This window comes from Micromonospora sp. CPCC 205539 (genome assembly GCF_036906815.1).
Lineage (GTDB): Bacteria > Actinomycetota > Actinomycetes > Mycobacteriales > Micromonosporaceae > Micromonospora.
In genome coordinates this window covers 412,135-430,209 of sequence record NZ_JBAKHW010000001.1, presented here as the reverse complement: position 1 = coordinate 430,209, position 18,075 = coordinate 412,135, and the positions used below count along the sequence as shown (strand labels likewise).

The window sequence follows — 18,075 nt, the reverse complement described above, 5'->3', positions numbered from 1 at the left end:
CCACGAACCGAGCCGTTCACCCCGCGGACCGCCCCAGCAGTGATCGACGACCTGCGGGCGCGGCCGCGCGCGACGCGCTGGCTGACGCACCCGAGGACGCCGGCTGGGCGCTCGGCACCGACCTCGCGAACGGCACCAACCCACTTGAGCAGTACGAGCGCGTCCGGCTTCTCGCTCGTCACCGAGCCCTCGCGCGGCGGGCACTTCGCCGCGTTCGAGCAGCCCGAGGTCTACGTCCAGGAGCTCCGGGGCTTCTTCCGCCCCTATCGGCCGGCGGTCAACTGAGAGGGTCGAGATCATGGCAGGAACGCGGCAGGTCCTGTTCATCCAGGGCGGCGGCGCCAGCGTGCACGACGAATGGGACAACAAGCTGTTCGACAGCCTGCGGCAAGGGCTGGGAGACGGCTACGAGGTCCGCTACCCGCGGATGCCCGAGGAGGATGATCCGAGCTACGCCAAGTGGTCCGCCGCCATTTGGGAAGAGATCACGGCATTGGACGACGGGGCGGTTGTCGCCGGTCATTCCGTGGGCGGAACGATTCTCATCAACGCGCTCGCCGAGCGCGCCCCGGGGCGAGAACTCGCCGCGATCGTGCTGATCGCCGCTCCGTTCGTCGGGCCGGGCGGCTGGCCCAGCGAGGAGTTCGACCTGCCGCAGAACCTCGCCTCGAGGCTGCCGCGCGGCGTGCCAGTGCATGTGTTCCATGGGCTTGAGGACGAGACTGCTCCACCAGCCCATGCCGACCTGTACGTCCGCGCGATCCCGCAGGCACAGCTGCACCGGCTGCCCGGACGCGACCACCAGCTCAACAGTGACCTGGGTGAGGTGGCGAAGGTGATCAAGATAGACCTCGTCGCCCAGGAATGACGGGAAGCGGGCACCTCCCGTGGCGCTCTTGTTTCGACCCGAACGTCCCGGGAATACCGCCGCCGCTCGAGCGGAGGACGGCGGCGAACAGGAGAGGCAGTCATGACTTTGGCCAACCCGGCTCCCGACTATTTCCAGCCCGAGGACGGCATGTTCCTCGCAACTCTTCTTATCGTCCGTGATCTGGAACGGTCCCGAAAGTATTACGAAGAGGTGTTCGGCGCGACCTGCGTCCACGAGCGCAACCCGTTGATCATGCGATTCTTCAACAGTTACATCATCATCAACGTCGAGGGCGGCCCGACGGATGACAAGCCGACGGTGCAGGCCAAGGCCCCGGCCGACTCCAATACTCTGAGCTGCGCGATGAATGTCCGAGTCAGAGACATCCGTAAGCTCTACGTGGAGTGGAAAGCCCGCGGGGCGGACTTCATCACCGAACCGAAGGATCACGGCACGGAGATCCGTTGCTACCTGCGCGACCCCGACGGGTATCTGGTGGAGATCGGCCAAGGCCTCTAGAGCTTGTCGGCTCAACCCTTCGGGACGAGGTCTTACGGGACTACCTGGGCGGCTGGTCTCCAGGGCGCCTGACGGATGGGCATGTCGGCCAGCCAGACGTCAGCCAGGTCGCTGAGGGGGACGTCGAGGGCCTGGCTGAGGCAGACCACGGTGCCGAATGCCGGTGCGGGTAGCCGGCCCGCCTCGATCTTGCGCAGCGTCTCCGGAGAGATGCCGGCTGCCAGGGCCACCTCGACGAGGCTGCGGCCGGCGCGCGCGGCGCGGAGGGCGACTCCGAGGCGTTGGCCCGCTGCGATCTGTTCGGCGGTGAGCGGTTGGCGAACCATGCCAGCAGGATATCCCTCCGCAACACCCCCGATCCCGCGTGGTATAAAAATACCGCACAGGGAGAGGGAGGCTGTCGTGATCGAGCTCAAATCCACCGAGGAGATCGGCCGGATGGCGGTATCCGGCCAGTTCGTGGGCGAGCTGCTTGCCGAGCTGAGCGGTGTCGCCGCAGTCGGCGTCAACCTGATGGAGATCGAGCACCACGCCCGCCGGCGGATCAAGGAACGCGGCGCCGAATCCTGCTACTGGGACTACGCCCCTTCGTTCGGCCGCGGCCCGTTTCGCAACGTGCTGTGCCTGTCCGTCAACGACGCGGTGCTGCACGGCCTGCCCCACGACTACGTTCTGCGGGACGGCGACCTGCTCAGCATCGACATGGCGGTCGGCATCGACGGCTGGGTCGCAGACTCCGCGCTCTCCGTCATCGTCGGCACCCCCGATCCGGCCGACCAGAAGCTGGTCGAGGCCACCGAGGTCGCGCTGGAGGCCGGCATCGCCGCCGCTCAGCCCGGCGGCCGTCTCGGCGACATCTCCGCCGCGATCGGTGCGGTCGCCCACTCGTACGGCTATGGCGTCAACGCCGAGTTCGGCGGCCACGGCATCGGCCGCACCATGCACGAGGCCCCGCATGTCTCCAACAGTGGCCGCCCCCGTCGCGGCATGAGGCTCGACCCCGGCCTGACCATCGCCATCGAACCCTGGTTCTGCCGCTCCACCGACAAGATCAAGTTCGACAGCGACGGCTGGACGATCCGCTCCGCCGACGGCTCGCGCACCGCCCACTCCGAACACACGATCGCGATCACGGCTTCCGGCCCCCAGGTCCTGACCCGCCGTCCCGCGCGCGGCGACGCCTCGACCGAGCCCACCAGGAAGTCCGCCGCAACGTCCTGACCGGGTCGCGGGCGGGACGCAGCGGCTCGACCCGCGCCCGTCAACGCCCTGAGTGAGGGTGCGGTCGTCCGGGTATCACGAAGCGTCGAGAGCTCCGTAATCACCCAGACGACCCCACCCGCTCTCGCCGCCGCACACTCAGGCGGTCGCCGTTGGTGACCCAATCAGGGTCTCCGGCATGGACGTCGGTGTGCCAGTTGTCGGTCCCACTGGTCGGATCCGCTTGTGCCGTCCCCACCGTCAGAGCGGTTAGCGCCGTGGTGGCCGCCAGCGCGAGAACAGCTGTTGCGGTAGCTCGATATCGGAAGCCCACAGTCTCGTCCGAAGGCGAGGGAGGCGGGCCAGTGGTCAGTACGCGACGCCGATTGCTCGGCGGATCGTCGTGGAGTCGTTGATGGCGGCGATCATGGAATGGGCGACATCGGCCTTCGAGATCGTGTAGCCACGGGGGACGTTGCTGCCGACGGCGGTGCGGTACCGGCCGGTCAGTGGTTTGTCGACGAGCTTGGGTGGCCGTACGACGGTCCAGTCCGTGTCGCTTTCCGCCATGGCTTGCTCCATCGCGCGCAGGTCCGCGTAGACGTCCCTGAGCAAGGCGCCGATGCCGGGGAGTATGAGACGGCGGTTGAGGAAACTCTCCCCGACTGGCACGGGGCCGACTGGGACGGCGCTGACCGTGATGAGACGGCGTACACCTTCGGTCTGCATGGCGGCCAGGATCGTGCGGGTGGCCGTGGAGGCGACCGGACCGTCCTTGCGGCCCCGTGGGCCCACTCCGGACAGGACCACGTCGCTGCCGCGCAGGAGCGGCCGCACCGTGGCGGGATCCTTCAGGTCCGGTGCGGCCGCCACGTCCAGCATCGAGTGACGGACCTCCAGGCGCGCGGGATCGCGGACCACCGCGGTCACCGCCCACCCGTGCTCGAGCGCTTGGCGTGTGACGTGGCCGCCGATGCCGCCGGTCGCGCCGAAGACGGTCACCTTCACCCGCGCCTCCCCTAATGTAGGTCCGTCAAGTGATTGTCACCGTACACGACAATCACTTGGGCATACAATGCCTGGGTGTCCGACGACTTCACACCAGGCGCGGGCCGGCCACTGACCGGCCGGGCCAACTTCTTGCTGTCCCAGCTCGGGTTCCAGATCGCGCAGACGTTCGCCGCGCGGTTGGCCCCGCTGGGCATCGCGCCGAACCACTTCGGGATCCTCACGCACCTTGAGCGCGGCGAAGGCAGCTCCCAGCAGCGGCTCGCCGACGCACTGGGCATCCACCGCAAGGTCATGGTCGGTCTGCTCGACGACCTCGAGCACCGCGGCCTGGTGGAACGCCGGCGACACCCCGACGACCGCCGAGCCCACGCCATTCATCTGACCGAAGCCGCACGCACGCTGCTACCTCAGGCACACAGCGTCGCGGATCAGCACGAGGACGAGGTCCTCGCGGCGCTCGACGCAGGCGAGCGGACTCACCTCATCGCCGTCCTGCAACGCGTCGCCGACCACAGCGGCAACCCGCCAGGTGTCCACCCCGGTCTCAAGCACACGCCCGCCCGCCGCCAATCTGCCACGCAGGCAGACGACGCGTAGGCCCGCACGACGCTGGCGACAGAGAGCGAGGCTGACGGGACCCCCGCCAGCGCCCTGGCTCACCGAGGATCCCGCCGCCCGGCACGTGCACCAGCCGGTCGAGAACGAGGTAGGTCCAGGAGCGGCTTCAGCGCTGGTACAGCGTTCGATTCGTCCCGTATGGAGCCCGCCGAACACGGCAGCGGACGTGACAGGATGCCTGCAGTCACGCGCCCGCACCTGGGCGCCCGCCGTGCTGAGCCCGACCCGGCGGCGACGAACGACGACGGGAGCCGCCGATGGCGATGCGGGAGGCGGGGCCGGGGGACGCGCGGCATCCCTCCCTCAGGCCGTCACCCCCCGGCTTCGTCGGACGCGAAGCGGAACTCGAGGCCCTCGGTGCGGCGCTCGACACCGCCCCGGCCGTGGTGCTCATCGAGGGGGAGGCGGGCATCGGAAAGAGCCGCCTCGTCCGGGAGCACCTCACGTCGGCCGCCGGTCGGCGCACCCGCAGCCTGGTCGCGACCTGCCCGCACTTCCGGGAGCCCTACACCCTCGGGCCCATCGTGGAGGCGGTGCGGCAGGCGACCGAACGGGTCGCGGATCTGCCGCTCAGCGACCTCGCCGGTGCCCTCCGGCCGCTGTTCCCAGAGTGGGCCGACGAGCTACCTGCCGCACCGGAACCGCTGGGCGACGTCCGTGCCTCCCGGCACCGGCTGTTCCGGGCCATCCTCGAACTGCTCGGCAACCTGGACCTGGCCGTGCTGGTTGTCGAGGACGTCCACTGGGCCGACGACGCGACACTGGAGCTGCTGCTGTTCCTCGTGGCCCGCGAATCGCCGCCGCTCAGCGTGGTGGTCACCTACCGACCCGAGGACGTGCCGGTCGGGTCGCTACTGCTCCGGCTGTCCTCGCGACTGCCGTCGACCACCACCCGGTTGCGTCTGCAGGTCGGTCCGCTCGACGTGTCGCAGACCGCGCAACTGGTGTCGTCGATGCTTGACGCCGAGCACGTCTCGCAGACCTTCGCCGGTTTCCTCCACCAGCGGACCGCCGGAATCCCCCTGGTGGTGGAGGAGTCGGTACGCCTGCTGCGGGACCGCGCCGACGTGACCCGCGTCGGCGGCGAGTGGGTACGCCGCAGTCTCGACGAGATCGACGTTCCGCCGACAGTGCGCGACTCCGTCCTGGAACGCGTCGCCCGCATCGGCCCGCACGGGCAGGCGGTGCTCCGGGCAGCCGCGGTGCTCGCCGAGCCCAGTGACGAGGCGACCGTGACGGCGGTCGGCGGGATGACACCGGGGGAGGCCGTCGACGGGCTCACCGAGGCGCTCGGCTCCGGGCTGCTGCGCGAGAACGACCGTTGGCTGGTGTCGTTTCGGCATGCCCTGGCCAGTCGGGCCGTCTACGAGGCCATCCCCGCGCCCCAACGCCGCGGGATGCACCTGCGTGCCGGGCTCAGCCTCGAAGACCGCGCGCAACCGCCGGCCGCCCGGTTGGCGTACCACTTCCGTGAGGCCGGACGCACCGACGAGTGGTGCCGGTACGCGGAGCTCGCCGCGGATCTGGCGTTGGAGTCCTCCGACGAGGCCACGACGGCGGCGCTGCTGCACGATCTGCTGACCGGGGCCGAGCTACCTGCCCGCACGGTGGTCCGGCTCGTCATGAAGGTTCCGTTCGGCGCGTTCGCCGGGCGGAACCGCCACACGGACGTGGTCGACGCGCTGCGTACCGTGCTGGCCGGCGGCACCCTGCCGCCGGCCGACGAGGCCGTGGTCCGGTTCCGGCTCGGCTGTGTGCTGTTCGTGACCGAGGACTACGAGGCGAGTCGGGCCGAGCTTGAGCGGGCGATTCCGCAGCTCACCCACGAGCCGGTCAAGGCGGCTCGGGCGATGGCCTTCCTCGCCTTCCCGCAGGGTGCCACCGCGCCCGCCGAGACCCATCTGGCCTGGCTGCGCCGGGCGGCCGAGATGCGCGGGTCGATGTCGCCAGCGGACCGGCTGATCCTCACCGTCGACACGGCGTCGGTGCGGTTGATGCTCGGGGAGGAGGCGGGCTGGCAGGACGCGGCGAAACTCCCCGTCGACGCCGATTCCCCCGTCGTGCGCCAAGAGTTGGTCCGCGGGCAGCTGAACGTCGGAACCGAGGCCGTGGTGTGGGGCCGGTACGCGGAGGCCGAGCGCCGGCTCAGCAGCAGCCTCCAGCTCGCCGAACGGCATCAGTACCTGCGCTACCGCGGATGGATCCTGGCGACCCGGCTGCAACTGGACTGGTTCCTCGGACAGTGGAGCGGCCTGGCCGAACGGATCGACCAACTCGTCGACGACGAGGACCTGGACTCCGCCGCCCGGAGCAAGGCGCTCCTGGTGCGCACGTCGCTGCGGGTGGCGGCGGGGGGCACGCTGGCCGGGGACGACGAGCTGGTGGCAGCGGCCCACACCCTCGGTGTCGCCGACGTCGGGATGAGTCCGGCGGCGGTGCTGGGGCGAGCGTGGTTGCTCGACGACCGCGTCGATGAGGTGCTCGCGCTGACCGGCGAGGCCCTCGCCGTGGTGGCACACCGTGGGGTCTGGATCTGGGCCACCGATCTCGCCCCGGTCCGGATGGATGCGCTGATCACCGCGGAGCGGCCCGCTGAGGCCGCCGACCTGGTGGCCGCGTACGCCGACGGTCTGGACGGCCGTGACGCCGCGGCCCCCCTCGCCTCGCTGGCTCTGTGCCGGGCGATCCTCCTGCAGGCTCGCGGGGACATCGAGGGCGCCGTCGCGGCCTACGAGCGTGCGGCCGAAGCGTGGCAGGCGCTACCGCGACCGTACGACGCCCTGCTCACTCGGGAACGGCAGGCGAACTGCATGATCGCCGCCGGACAGCCCGAGGCCGGGCTCGCACTGCTGGCCGAAGTGCGCCGCGACCTCACCGGGCTCGGGGCGCACGCGGACGCCGCCCGGACGGCGGAGCTGCTGCGGGCGCACGCGGTCGATGACCGACACGACGTACGACGTGGGCGACGCGGCTACGGCGACCAGCTCTCCCCACGGGAGCTGGAGGTGGTCCGCCTCGTCGTGACCGGCCGGACCAACCGCGAGATCGCCGAGGCGCTGTCCCGGTCACCGAGGACGGTCGCCGCGCAGCTCAACTCGGCGATGCGCAAGCTCGGTGTCTCCTCGCGGACGGCGGTGGCGGTCAGCGCGCTGGAGTCGGGCGTGCTCAACGGCCCGTCCAATCTTTAGGTCATCTGGCGCATCACAACCAGTCGCTGCCGGCTGAGACTCGGGATCTTCAGGTCCTGAGAGGAAAACCCATGGCAGACGACCCCACCGGCGCGCGTATCCACGGCCCCCGCACGCAGCCCGCGCAGCCCGAGCAAGCCCCGTTGCCGCAGCCCGAGGGGCAGGACCGCGACGACATCGGCGACTCGTCGACCGGTCGCGGAGCACAAACCAACCGCGGATCTCGATCGGCGTACGAACCGCTCTAGCTCGACCCTCTTCGCCCCTCGCCCCAAGGAGTCCCACGATGCGCGTGACACCCGGTTCGAGACGGCCGCTCGCCGTCCTCGCGGCACTCGTCGCGATGGCGACGGCGACGGCCGTGGCGCCACCACCGGCCGCGGCCGGAAGCCCTCTCTCCCTCCCGGCTCCGGCCGGTTCCGCCCAGACCCCTCCGGCTCAGGCCGCGAACCCGATCCAGCTCACCGGCGTCGGCGCCGGCCCGCACACCGTCACCCTGGTCACGGGGGACAAGGTGACGCTGTCGAGCAGGGGCGGGCCGTACGCCGTCGAGGTCGAACCGGCCCTACGCCCGGATGGCAAGCGCCCCCAGTTCGTCACCCAGTCCGAGCCCGACGGCGTGTACGTGCTGCCGACCGACGCCATGCCGGCGGTCCAGGCCGGGCGGGTCGACCGGGAACTGTTCGACGTCAAGTACCTCGTGGAGAACGGCTACGCCGACGCGCGGACGGCGAAGCTGCCGGTGATCGTGCAGTACGCCGGTGACCGGGCCGCGAAGTCGGTGTCGGCAGCGACCACCGCACTTCCGGCGAGTACGCCCACCCACCAGTTGGAGAGCATCCACGGCGCCGCGCTCGACGTGGCCAAGCAGCAGGCCGAGAGCTTCTGGACCGCCGTACGTGGTGACGCGCCGGCACCAGGCCAACCGGCCACCGCGCGGACCAACGGGCTCCGCGGCGGCATCACCAAGCTGTGGCTGGACCGCAAGGTTACTGTCAAACTGGACTACAACCTGTCGCTGATCGGCGCCCCAAAGGCGTGGGCCGCCGGGCACGACGGCACCGGGGTGAAGGTCGCGGTGCTGGACACCGGGATCGACGCCACGCATCCGGACCTGGCGGGCAGGATCGCCACGTCGCGGTCCTTCGTTCCCGGCGAGGATGACGTGCGTGACGGGCACGGGCACGGCACGCACGTCGCCGCCACCGTCGCCGGCTCGGGAGCGGCCTCCGGGAACGCGCGCAAGGGCGTGGCACCGGGCGCGCAGCTGGTGGTCGGCAAGGTCCTCAACGCCGCTGGTGAGGGCGACAGCTCCTGGATCATCGAGGGCATGGAGTGGGCGGCGACCAGCGGAGCCAAGGTCGTCAGCATGAGCCTCGGGGGCAGCCCGACCGACGGGTCCGACCCGATGAGCGAAGCCGTCAACGCGCTCACCGCGTCGACGGGGACGCTGTTCGTGATCGCGGCCGGCAACGCTGGCGCCCAGCGGACGATCGGCGCGCCGGGCGCGGCGACCGCCGCGTTGACCGTGGCCGCGACCGGCGAGACCGACCTGCTCGCCGGGTTCTCCAGCCAGGGCCCACGCCTGGACGGGGCACTCAAGCCCGACATCGCCGCACCCGGCATTGAAATCGTGGCGGCCCGCGCCGCCGGCACCACCATGGGCGAGCCCGTCGACGAGCGCTACACGAGCGCCTCGGGCACCTCGATGGCCACTCCGCACGTGGCCGGCGCGGCCGCGATCCTGGCCCAGCAACACCCCGACTGGCCCCCCGCCCAGCTCAAGTCGGCGTTGATGAGCACCAGCAAGGACGCCGGCCACACCGCCTACCAGCAGGGCGCCGGCCGGCTCGACATCGCCCGGGTCGACCGGCAGCGGGTCTTCGCGACGACCCCGAACGTCGACTACGGAATGCTGCCCGCCACCGAGCCTGGGACGACGAGCCGGCAGGTCAGCTACGCCAACCTGACCGACGAGCCGGTGACCCTCGCCCTCGCCACGAGGTTGGCCGACACCAAGGGCGCCCGCGTCGATGGCGCACTGCGCACCGAACCCACGGTGACCGTGCCGGCGAACGGCACGGCGACGGTGACGGTGACCGCCGACCTCGACAAGCTCGGAGAGGGGATGTACACCGGGGCCGTCGTGGCCACCGCCGGCGAGGTGCGGTTGACGACGCCGGTCGGGCTGGTGCGGGAGCCGGAGAAGTTCGCCCTGACCGTGCGGACCCTCGGTCGCACCGGCCAGGCCCTGCACCCCATCTTCCACGACGTCATCGACGTCGCCGATTCGCGGGGACGCGTCCTCGAGGCGTACGCGCCAGAACCTGGGGTGATCGTCCAACACGTGCCCGCCGGCACCTACAGCGTGGCGCAGCTCGCGTACTGGGTCGGCGACGACTCGCGGGTCAACTACGCCTGGCTGTTCGCCCCCGAGGTCACCGTGACGGGTGACACCGAGGTGGTCGTGGACGCACGCCAGGCCCAGGAGATCACCTTCCACACACCCAGACCCGCCCAGCCACTCAACAACAACGGTGGGGAATCGGCGTACCAGCGGACCGACGCCAGCGGTCAGTCGTTCGGCATTGCGCCGATCATGGGCGGGCCGTGGGGTGCCTGGCCTCACGTCCTGGCGACCCCGACCAAGCCGGTCAAGGTCGGCAAGTTCCGGTTCCGCCACCAGTGGACCCTTGGCCAGTCCGAACTCGCGATGCGGGTCCGTGGAGCGCGCGAGGTGGACCTGCATCCGATCGTCCCGGTCCATTGGGAGACGCAGACCGCGGACGACAGTTGGCTGCCCTTCCAGTTCGACAGCTTTGGCTGGACCCCGTTTCGCAACGGAAATCTCCCTCTGATCGACGCGGGTCGCGGTCGCCCCGAAGACCTCGCCGGCCGCGACCTGCGGGGCAAGCTCGCGCTGTTGGAGACCGATTCCGCGCCGAGCGGCGACCCGGCGTGCTACGTGGGGATCAGTCAGATCGAGGCCGTCCGCGACGCCGGTGCCGCCGGACTGGTCGTCTTCCCGTCGAACGCGGGGTGCGCGGCGCCCGTGTTGATCGCGCAGGAAAAGTTCAAGGACCCCCGACCCGCGAACATCGCCAACATGTCACTGTCCACGAAGGAAGGTTTCATGCTGCGTGACCGGCTCGCCGGGCAGCAGGTGACGATCCAGACGACGGTGACGCCGGAGACGCCCTATACCTACGTACTGAACCCGTACGAGGAGGGGCGGGTCCCGGCCTCCCTGCGCTACACCTTCACCGAACGACAGCTCGCCCGGGTCGACCTGAGCTTCCACGCCGACAAGCCGACCAGGATGAACGACTACCAGTACACCTACAAGCAGGATGACCTGGCCATGCTCGTCAGCGGCACGGCCCACGGTGCGATGTCGTTCACCGCGCCACGAAGCCGGGTGGAGTACGTCGGACCGCTCCGCCCCGACGTCATCTCGGAGAAGGGCGTGAGCGCTCGCGAGTCGAATACGCAGACCACGACGGAGTTTCTCACCTCCGTCCACGATCGGCCGACGACCGTCGACCGGCACTGGTTCGCCGATCCCCACACCCCGGGTCCGTACACGACCAGTGACGACGTCTATGACGTCATCGACCGCTACGGGCCGAGCAGCACCACGGCAGTGAGCTTCTGCATGACCTGTCGCCAGGGCAACGGTCTGGTCGTGCGTCCCACCGACGCCTCGGCGAATCGAGGCGATCGGCAGATGCACTTCAACCCGACCGACCGGGAGATGCGGTTGTCCAGGGACGGCGTGGACATCACCCCGGCCCAGCTCGGGATCATCCGGGTGTTCCCGCTGTCGGACGGTCCGGGAAGGTATCGCCTCACCTCGCGGAACGCCGAAAACTCCGCGACGTGGACGTTCTCCTCGGCGCCACCGACGAAGCCCGCGATGCCACCGGGCCACACCTGTCTGCCCGAAGCCTTCAGCCCTGGGCACTGCCGACCGGAGCCCCTGGTGTACACCACCTACGACCTCGGGAGCACCATCGATCTGAACAACACCGTGTCGGCGCGGGGAAGACACACGTTCCGTGTCAACGCATTCCACGAACGGTCCAGCGCGGCGATGCCGGCGATCGCCGGACTGAAGCTGTGGAAGAGCACCGACGAGGGAAGGACCTGGGAGCCCGTACAGGTCAAGCGGGACCGCACTGGCAGCTACCTCGCCACCACCACCTACGGCCACGCGGCCGGCAAGAAGGTCAGCTTGAAGGTCGAAGCCTGGGACACCGCGGGTAACCGCCTCGAGCAGACCACTCTGCGGGCGTTCACGCTCCGGACCACCGGCCACCGCGACCTCACCAGGTAGCCGACGGATCGAGGGCGGGGGTGGGACTCGGAGGAGTCCCGCCCCCGTCTAGGCCGGCGGCACCACTGCGATCACGTCGATCTCAATCAGCATCCCGTCCAACGCCAGGGCGGGCACCGGGATCAGCGTCCACGCCGGCTTCCGGTCACCCCAAACGCGGTCGAACTCCTGCCTCACCACTGCGAACTTCTCCTCGTTGTGGTCGACGACGAGAAGGTTGAACTTCGCTACGTCCGACATGGTGGCGCCAGCGGCCGCGAGCACAGTTGCCGTGTTCGCCAGCGCTTGCCTGAGCTGCGCCCCGAAGTCGGCTGCCAGGACGCCGTCCTCGGTCTCGCCGCCCTGTCCGGCCGGAAGGATCATCCGCCAGTCGGCCGGGAAGAGCGCAAGATGCGAATAGGCGTTCGGCCGAGGATCGTAGAGGCCCTTCGGGTTGATGAAACGCAGCCCGTCGATCTCTCCCGCGCGCACGTTACCGGCCACGTCATCTTCCCCCTGCGCATGCTGCGAATGTCTGCCCTGAAGGACCCCAGGGCGATCGAATAGATGTGCCTTCCATCGATGCGCACTGTCACTGGGATTTTAGTGCTGGAGCCATGGCTGGTGGCTCGGATTCTGCGTAACCTGACGGGCCGGCCCGGTCACCTGGATCGCGCCGGACAGGTATTCCCGACGTCGCTGCGGATCGAACTTCTCGATCGCGTACCGCAGCATGACTCGCGGCATGACCTGGTAGCGGCCGTTCAGGAACTCCTCCGCCGCCGCTCTGTCGCGGTTGCCCACCTCGCGCAGCATCCAGCCCACCGCCTTTCGAACGAGGTCGTGCGGGTCGCGCAGGAGCCGGTCGCCGAGTCGGAAGGTCCACTGGAAGTCGCCCGCCCTGATGAAGGCGAAAGTCGCCATGATGGCGATGCGTCGGTCCCATACCAGGCTCGACTCGGCCAACCGGTCCAGGACGCTGCGGTCCTTGTCGATCAGCCAGGGGCCGACGATGTACGGGGCCGATGAGTCCACGAGGTCCCAGTTGTTGATGCGGTCGGTATTGGCCAAGGTGATGCCGAAAATCCGCCCCCGTTCCTCCTCATCGCCCTTGGCGAACTTCCGTACGAGGATGAACAGCGCGGTCAGCCTCTCCTCATGAACGCTGCTGCCCAGCAACCGTGTCGTCTCCGCCAGCGAGAGTTCGCGCCAGTGCCGGGCGGCGACCCTGCGCTGGTCCGGCACCGGCACGCCGATGGACCGGTCGCCCTCGCCGTATCCGCCCGGAGTCATCTGCAAGAACCGGCTCAATCCCTCGGCCCGGTGCGGGTCGGCGAGGCTGGCGAGGTCGCGGCGGACGTCGGCGATCGGGGCCATGACCTGCAAGCTACCGCGACCCCGGCGCCGAAGAGCTGCAGGGCGGGCGGCGGGGGTGGTTAGCTGCACGAATGATCACCCCCGTTTCCCTTGGCACGTGGCCGACACCGTTGGAGGCCGCGCCCAAGCTCGCCGCTCGGTTGGGGCTGGCCGAGCTCTGGTTCAAGCGTGACGACCTCAACGGCCTCGGCGGCGGCGGCAACAAGATCCGCAAGCTGCAGTACACCTGCGCCCAGGCAATCGCCGAGGGCGCGACCACGCTGATCACCTCGGGGGCACCGCAGAGCAACCATGCTCGGCTCACCGCTGCCGCGGCCGCGCGGCTCGGCCTGGCGTGCGTGCTGGTGCTCGCCGGCTCGCCCCCACCGAATCGGCGCGGCAACCTGCTCCTCGACGGGCTCGCCGGGGCGGAGATCGTCTGGGCCGGGGACAGCCCGCTCGCCGAGGTGGTGGCGGGCGAGGCGGAGCGGCGATCGGCGTACGTCATCCCGTTCGGTGGCACCTCTTCCGTGTCGACCCAGGGTTATGTGGATTGCGGCCGGGAGTTGCGCGCCCAGGTGCCGGACATCGGCCGGACCGAGGTCCTGGTCGCGCTCGGCTCCGGCGGAACGATGGCCGGGTTGGTTCGTGAACTCGGCGTCGAGCGGGTCGTCGGCGTTCATACCGGCGCGGTGTCCGACCCTCGTGCGACCGTTGCCGGGCTGCTCGTCGGTGAGGTCGAGCCGGACGCGCTGCGGATCGACGGCTCGCAGGTGGGCACGGGCTACCAGACGCTCACCGACGCGGTGCGGGCGGCGCTGGAGACGACCGCGCGGGAGGAGGGCGTCTTCCTGGATCCGACGTACACCGGCCGGGCGATGGCGGCGCTGCTGGCGGGCAGCTTCCCGCACGGTGACAAGGTCGTCTTTCTGCACAGCGGCGGCTTGCCGGGACTCTTCGGCCATCCCGGGCTCTAACGGTCGGCCCGGCTCGGACCAGTGACGATGCCCGCCGAGCATCTGCCCGTCGCCGCTGCGCCCACCGTTACTGACGCAGATGGCACCATGTCTGAGCCAAGTCATTTGCACGCTGAGCCAATACGGTGCCATGATGGCACCATCGAGGCGTCGGGCAGTCCACCACCGTTGACAGGAGTTCTCCCACATGTTCGCCAGATTCGGACGAGCCATCGTCGTCAATCCATGGAAAGTGATCGCGGTATGGCTCGTGCTGCTCGTCGGCTCGTTCTTCGCGCCCTCCCTGGCTGATCAGGTCAGTACCGATCAGGCCAGCTTCCTGCCCTCCAGCTACGAGTCGGTGCAGGCGCAGCAGGTGGCAGAGCGCGCGTTCGGCCAGGGCGACGGGGCGAGCGCCACCATCGTGGTCAAGCGCGTCGACGGTCAGCCTCTCGGCGCCGCCGACACCGACCGGGTCGGCCAACTCGCCCAGACACTCCAGGGCGCCGGCATCGACCGGGTCGGCACCGCCCTCACCGGGCCGCAGGCCGTCTCGCCGAACAAACTGGTACAACTGGTCAACATCGCGCTCACCGGCTCGCCTGCCGACCCGGTGCTCGGTGACGCCGTCGTGTCGGTCCGCGACCGTACGCAGGCCGCCTTGAAGGGCTCCGGCCTGTCGTACGCGGTGACCGGAGATGTCGCGCTCCTTGTCGACAACCAGGACGCGTTCGACACGGCCCTGCTGGTCGTCAGCATCGTGACCCTGGCTCTGGTCGTCGGCCTCCTGCTCATCATCTATCGCAGCCCGGTCGCGGCCTTCCTGCCGGTCGTGGTCGTCGGCGTGGTGTCGGCGGTGTCGAGCGCGGTCATCACGTTGTTCGTCAAAGCGTTCGGCATGCAGGTCGACCAGTCACTGCTGACCATCCTCACCGTGGTGCTGTACGGCGTCGGCACGGATTACATCGTCTTCCTGCTCTTCCGCTACCGCGAACGGCTCCGCGCCGGCGACGCCTCGAAGGACGCGCTCGCCACGGCGGTCGGCCGGGTCGGCGAGGTCATCGCCTCTGCTGCCGCGGCGATCGTGATCGCGTTCGGCGCGCTCCTGCTCGCAGTGTTCGGCGGCTTCCGGAGTCTCGGCCCGGGCCTTGCCATCGGCGTGGTCGTCATGGCGATCGCCGCGGTCACGCTGGTCCCGGCCATCGTCTCGCTCATCGGCCCCAAGGTGTTCTGGCCGTCGAAGTCCTGGCAGCGCAATCCCCGGGGCAGCGTCTTCCAACGCCTCGGCCGGTTCGCCGGGCGTCGACCGGCGATGGTCGTCCTCGCCTCCGGTGGGGTCATGGTCGTCCTGGCGTTGGGTCTGTTCGGCCTCAAGGTCGACTACGACCAGATCGGGCAACTCCCCGCCAACACGGAGTCGGCGCGCGCCCTGGAGGACCTGAAGACCGGCTTCCCCGCCGGTGCCCTGAACCCGACCACCGTCTACGTACGCGCGGAGAACGGCCAACGTATCGACCCGGCGACCCTCACCGGCTACGCACAATCACTGACCGAGGTGCCCGGGGTCGGGAGCCTGATGCCCGGGCCCGATGGCAGTCCCGCCACCATCAGCTCGGACGGCACGGTCGCCCAGATCAACCTGCTGCTGAACACCAGCCCGTACTCGACGGCAGCACTCGATCTGGCCGGTGACGACCTCCGGCAGGTGGCCCACGCCCAGGCTCCGACCGGGACGAAGGCGCTGGTCGGCGGCGTCAGCTCGGTGTTCGCCGACATCCGCGACGCGAACAACCGCGACCTGTGGGTGATCTTCCCGGTGGCCGGAGTGCTGATCGCCGTGATCCTGGGGCTGCTCCTGCGCAGCCTCGTCGCCCCGGTGTACCTCATGATCGCGGTAGGCCTCGGCTTCGTGGCGACGCTCGGCGCGACCGTCCTTGCCTTCCAGGGCATTGGTGGCCGGTCCGGCTTGTCGTTCTCGCTGCCGATCATCCTGTACCTCTTCGTGGTCGCGATCGGCACCGACTACAACATCCTCATGATCGCTCGGCTACGCGAGGAGGCGCGGGCCGGCAACGATCCCCGTACCTCGGCAGCCTTGGCGATTCAGCACGCCGGACCGTCGGTGGCCGCCGCCGGTCTGATCCTCGCCGGCACGTTCACCTCGATGCTCTTCGCCGGAGTGTCGTTCCTGACCGAGATGGGCTTCGCGGTCTCGGTGGGAATCGTGCTGTCCGCCTTCGTCATGTCCCTGTTCCTCGTCCCCGGCATCACCGCGCTCCTCGGCCACACCGCCTGGTGGCCCGGTCACGGCGACGCCGTCCGCTCCGACCGATCGGCGACACCGACCCTCGCCGACGAGCCGAGGCCGGAGGGCGCACCGACCCACTGACCGTCCGCGACACGCGGTGGGCGGGGTCGACTGCCCCGTCCACCGCGGTTTCCGAGGTCGGCCCCGTCACCCCGATGTGCCGCTGGTGAACCGACCTGCGGTCTGAGCCAAGATAGTGGCATGGAGCTGAGGTCGTACGTCGAGAACCTGCGCAACGAGTTCGCGGTGGCCGCGGAGGGCGTTGACGCGGACGGTCGGGCGCTGGCGGAGCGGCTCTTCACCCAGTTGGAGGCGGCGACTCGCCTGACCCTGCTCGAGGCGTTGTCGGACGCGGCCGACGAGATCACGCGTGATCTCGCCCCGGGGTCGGTGCATGTCCGGCTGCGGGGGCGTGAGCCCGATTTCGTGGTGACCCCGGCGAGGCCGCCGGCCGACGAGTCGGGCGTGGACACGGGGCCGCCCGTGCTGCCGGCGCCGGTGCTCGCTCCCGACGGTGACGAGGGTGGCACGTCGCGGATCAACCTTCGCCTTCCCGACCACTTGAAGGCCAGCGTCGAGGAGGCTGCGAGCCGGGCGGGGCTGTCGGTCAACGCCTGGCTGGTCCGAGCTGTCGCCGGCGCGATCGGCGGGGGCGAGACGGATCGTCGTCCGCCGCGCCGGGCCGAGCCTCGCTCCGGTCAGCACTTCACCGGCTGGGCGCGCTGACCCCCTCTTTCCCACCTCTGGCGACGTTCGCCGCGCACTCCCGGGAGACCGCCGTGCCTGTTTTCGATACACCAGAACCGATCACCGTTCAGGTTGAGCTGCCCGTCGGGGACGTCTGGATCGCGGCGACCGACCGCACCGACACGGTGGTGGAGGTGCGGCCCCGTGACGTGTCGAGCAAGGCCGACGCGAGCGCCGCGGAGCAGACCGCCGTCCAGTACGCCGCCGGCCACCTGCTGATCAGGGCGCCGAAGAGTTGGCGTCGTTACGGCTTCTTCGGCACCGGACCCACCGTCGACGTCCGGATCGAGGTGCCGAGCGGATCGCGGGTGCAGGCCGACGCGTCGTGGGCGGCGTTTCGCGGCGAGGGGCGGCTCGGTGAGTGCCGCGTCAAGACCGGAGGGGCGATCCGGCTCGAAGAGACCGGGCCGTTGGACATCGATACCAGCCACGGCGAGGTCGCCGTGGAACGTGTCCACGGGTCGGCCCGGGTGAAGGCTTCCTCCGGCAAGGTGCGCCTCGGCGCGGTCGACGGCCCCACGGAGATCAAGAACTCCTCCGGCGACTGCTGGATCGGCCAGTGCGACGGCGACGCCCGGGTCAACACCGCCTACGGCGACATCGTCATCGACCGAACGACGGCCTCGGTGACGGCCCGTACCGCCTACGGCAACCTCCGGCTGGGTGAGGTGGTGCGAGGGGCGATCGAGCTGGACACCTCGTACGGCGCCATCGAGGTCGGCGTCCGCCGCGGCACCGCTGCCTGGCTGGACGTCAGTTCCCGCCACGGCCGGGTGCACAACGCGCTCGAGACGACCGACAGCCCGGCGCGGACCGACGAGACGGTCGAGGTCCGGGCGAGCACGTCCTACGGCGACATCACGATCCGCCGCGCCTGACGGCGGCCGCGAGGAGATCAGTGGCCGACGCGGCGGACTCGGCGAAGGTCCGGTGTCGGTCGTAGCCCAAAGCGGCATCCCAGCTCGGACGCAAGCAGTAGCGTGGTC

The 18,075-nt window shown here is 69.9% G+C and carries 15 protein-coding genes; 11 read left to right on the top strand and 4 right to left on the bottom strand.

The genetic code is table 11. The annotated features are described in order from the left end of the window. Positions 1 to 144 precede the first annotated feature (144 nt). From V6V47_RS01780 to V6V47_RS01770, 3 genes are all read left to right on the top strand, one after another. Positions 145 to 285 carry a hypothetical protein gene (locus V6V47_RS01780; protein WP_334626142.1) on the top strand — a complete coding sequence of 47 codons (141 nt, stop codon included), beginning with the start codon at positions 145 to 147 and terminating at the stop codon, positions 283 to 285. 13 nt (positions 286 to 298) lie between these two features. Continuing rightward, entirely contained in the window at positions 299 to 868 is a 570-nt protein-coding gene (locus V6V47_RS01775) for an alpha/beta fold hydrolase (protein WP_334626141.1), read from the top strand. Between the two features lie 102 nt (positions 869 to 970). Next, on the top strand, positions 971 to 1,390 hold the full coding sequence (locus tag V6V47_RS01770) for a VOC family protein (protein ID WP_334626140.1): 420 nt from the start codon (positions 971 to 973) through the stop codon (positions 1,388 to 1,390). Between the two features lie 32 nt (positions 1,391 to 1,422). Here the strand turns inward: V6V47_RS01770 and V6V47_RS01765 are convergent, their stop codons facing one another. Continuing rightward, positions 1,423 to 1,716 carry a helix-turn-helix domain-containing protein gene (locus V6V47_RS01765; RefSeq protein ID WP_334626139.1) on the bottom strand — a complete coding sequence of 98 codons (294 nt, stop codon included), beginning with the start codon at positions 1,714 to 1,716 and terminating at the stop codon, positions 1,423 to 1,425. 76 nt (positions 1,717 to 1,792) lie between these two features. On the opposite strand from V6V47_RS01765, the gene map reads away from it, so the two are divergent. Then, positions 1,793 to 2,611 carry a type I methionyl aminopeptidase gene (map, locus tag V6V47_RS01760; protein ID WP_334626235.1) on the top strand — a complete coding sequence of 273 codons (819 nt, stop codon included), beginning with the start codon at positions 1,793 to 1,795 and terminating at the stop codon, positions 2,609 to 2,611. A 348-nt stretch (positions 2,612 to 2,959) separates the two neighbouring features. On the opposite strand, the gene V6V47_RS01755 is transcribed toward map, so the two are convergent. Next, a complete protein-coding gene (locus tag V6V47_RS01755) occupies positions 2,960 to 3,598 on the bottom strand; it encodes an NAD(P)-dependent oxidoreductase (RefSeq protein ID WP_334626138.1) in 639 nt (212 codons plus the stop codon). A 75-nt stretch (positions 3,599 to 3,673) separates the two neighbouring features. On the opposite strand from V6V47_RS01755, the gene V6V47_RS01750 reads away from it, so the two are divergent. From V6V47_RS01750 to V6V47_RS01740, 3 genes are all read left to right on the top strand, one after another. Further along, positions 3,674 to 4,198 (top strand): MarR family winged helix-turn-helix transcriptional regulator, encoded by a 525-nt coding sequence (locus tag V6V47_RS01750; protein ID WP_334626137.1) that lies wholly within the window; start codon positions 3,674 to 3,676, stop codon positions 4,196 to 4,198. A gap of 278 nt (positions 4,199 to 4,476) precedes the next feature. Beyond that, the gene (locus tag V6V47_RS01745) at positions 4,477 to 7,407 is read left to right on the top strand and encodes an ATP-binding protein (RefSeq protein ID WP_334626136.1); all 2,931 of its coding nucleotides are present in this window, start codon (positions 4,477 to 4,479) and stop codon (positions 7,405 to 7,407) included. Between the two features lie 286 nt (positions 7,408 to 7,693). Then, positions 7,694 to 11,743: a S8 family peptidase gene (locus V6V47_RS01740; protein WP_334626135.1), complete on the top strand. Its 4,050-nt coding sequence runs from the start codon at positions 7,694 to 7,696 to the stop codon at positions 11,741 to 11,743. A gap of 48 nt (positions 11,744 to 11,791) precedes the next feature. Here V6V47_RS01740 and V6V47_RS01735 read toward each other — a convergent pair whose 3' ends face one another. Then, positions 11,792 to 12,226 (bottom strand): RidA family protein, encoded by a 435-nt coding sequence (locus V6V47_RS01735; RefSeq protein WP_334626134.1) that lies wholly within the window; start codon positions 12,224 to 12,226, stop codon positions 11,792 to 11,794. Between the two features lie 99 nt (positions 12,227 to 12,325). Beyond that, positions 12,326 to 13,099: a DNA alkylation repair protein gene (locus tag V6V47_RS01730; protein ID WP_334626133.1), complete on the bottom strand. Its 774-nt coding sequence runs from the start codon at positions 13,097 to 13,099 to the stop codon at positions 12,326 to 12,328. Positions 13,100 to 13,170: 71 nt separating this feature from the next. On the opposite strand from V6V47_RS01730, the gene V6V47_RS01725 reads away from it, so the two are divergent. The 4 genes from V6V47_RS01725 (at position 13,171) to V6V47_RS01710 (ending at position 17,967) form a co-directional block, all read left to right on the top strand. Then, positions 13,171 to 14,055: a pyridoxal-phosphate dependent enzyme gene (locus V6V47_RS01725; RefSeq protein ID WP_334626132.1), complete on the top strand. Its 885-nt coding sequence runs from the start codon at positions 13,171 to 13,173 to the stop codon at positions 14,053 to 14,055. A 232-nt stretch (positions 14,056 to 14,287) separates the two neighbouring features. Then, positions 14,288 to 16,423: an MMPL family transporter gene (locus tag V6V47_RS01720; RefSeq protein WP_334626131.1), complete on the top strand. Its 2,136-nt coding sequence runs from the start codon at positions 14,288 to 14,290 to the stop codon at positions 16,421 to 16,423. 120 nt (positions 16,424 to 16,543) lie between these two features. After that, positions 16,544 to 17,068, top strand: coding sequence for a hypothetical protein (locus V6V47_RS01715; RefSeq protein ID WP_334626130.1), 525 nt, complete (start codon positions 16,544 to 16,546; stop codon positions 17,066 to 17,068). Positions 17,069 to 17,121: 53 nt separating this feature from the next. After that, positions 17,122 to 17,967, top strand: a complete 846-nt coding sequence (locus V6V47_RS01710; protein ID WP_334626129.1) for a DUF4097 family beta strand repeat-containing protein — start codon at positions 17,122 to 17,124, stop codon at positions 17,965 to 17,967. Positions 17,968 to 18,075 lie beyond the last annotated feature (108 nt).

Excerpts from the sequence above, each read along its gene's own strand:
- V6V47_RS01725 (WP_334626132.1), top strand. The coding sequence starts at position 13,171 with ATGATCACCCCCGTTTCCCTTGGCACGTGGCCGACACCGTTGGAGGCC.
- V6V47_RS01740 (WP_334626135.1), top strand. The coding sequence starts at position 7,694 with ATGCGCGTGACACCCGGTTCGAGACGGCCGCTCGCCGTCCTCGCGGCA.
- V6V47_RS01745 (WP_334626136.1), top strand. The coding sequence starts at position 4,477 with ATGGCGATGCGGGAGGCGGGGCCGGGGGACGCGCGGCATCCCTCCCTC.
- V6V47_RS01775 (WP_334626141.1), top strand. The coding sequence starts at position 299 with ATGGCAGGAACGCGGCAGGTCCTGTTCATCCAGGGCGGCGGCGCCAGC.
- V6V47_RS01770 (WP_334626140.1), top strand. The coding sequence starts at position 971 with ATGACTTTGGCCAACCCGGCTCCCGACTATTTCCAGCCCGAGGACGGC.
- V6V47_RS01715 (WP_334626130.1), top strand. The coding sequence starts at position 16,544 with ATGGAGCTGAGGTCGTACGTCGAGAACCTGCGCAACGAGTTCGCGGTG.
- V6V47_RS01765 (WP_334626139.1), bottom strand. The coding sequence starts at position 1,716 with ATGGTTCGCCAACCGCTCACCGCCGAACAGATCGCAGCGGGCCAACGC.
- V6V47_RS01730 (WP_334626133.1), bottom strand. The coding sequence starts at position 13,099 with ATGGCCCCGATCGCCGACGTCCGCCGCGACCTCGCCAGCCTCGCCGAC.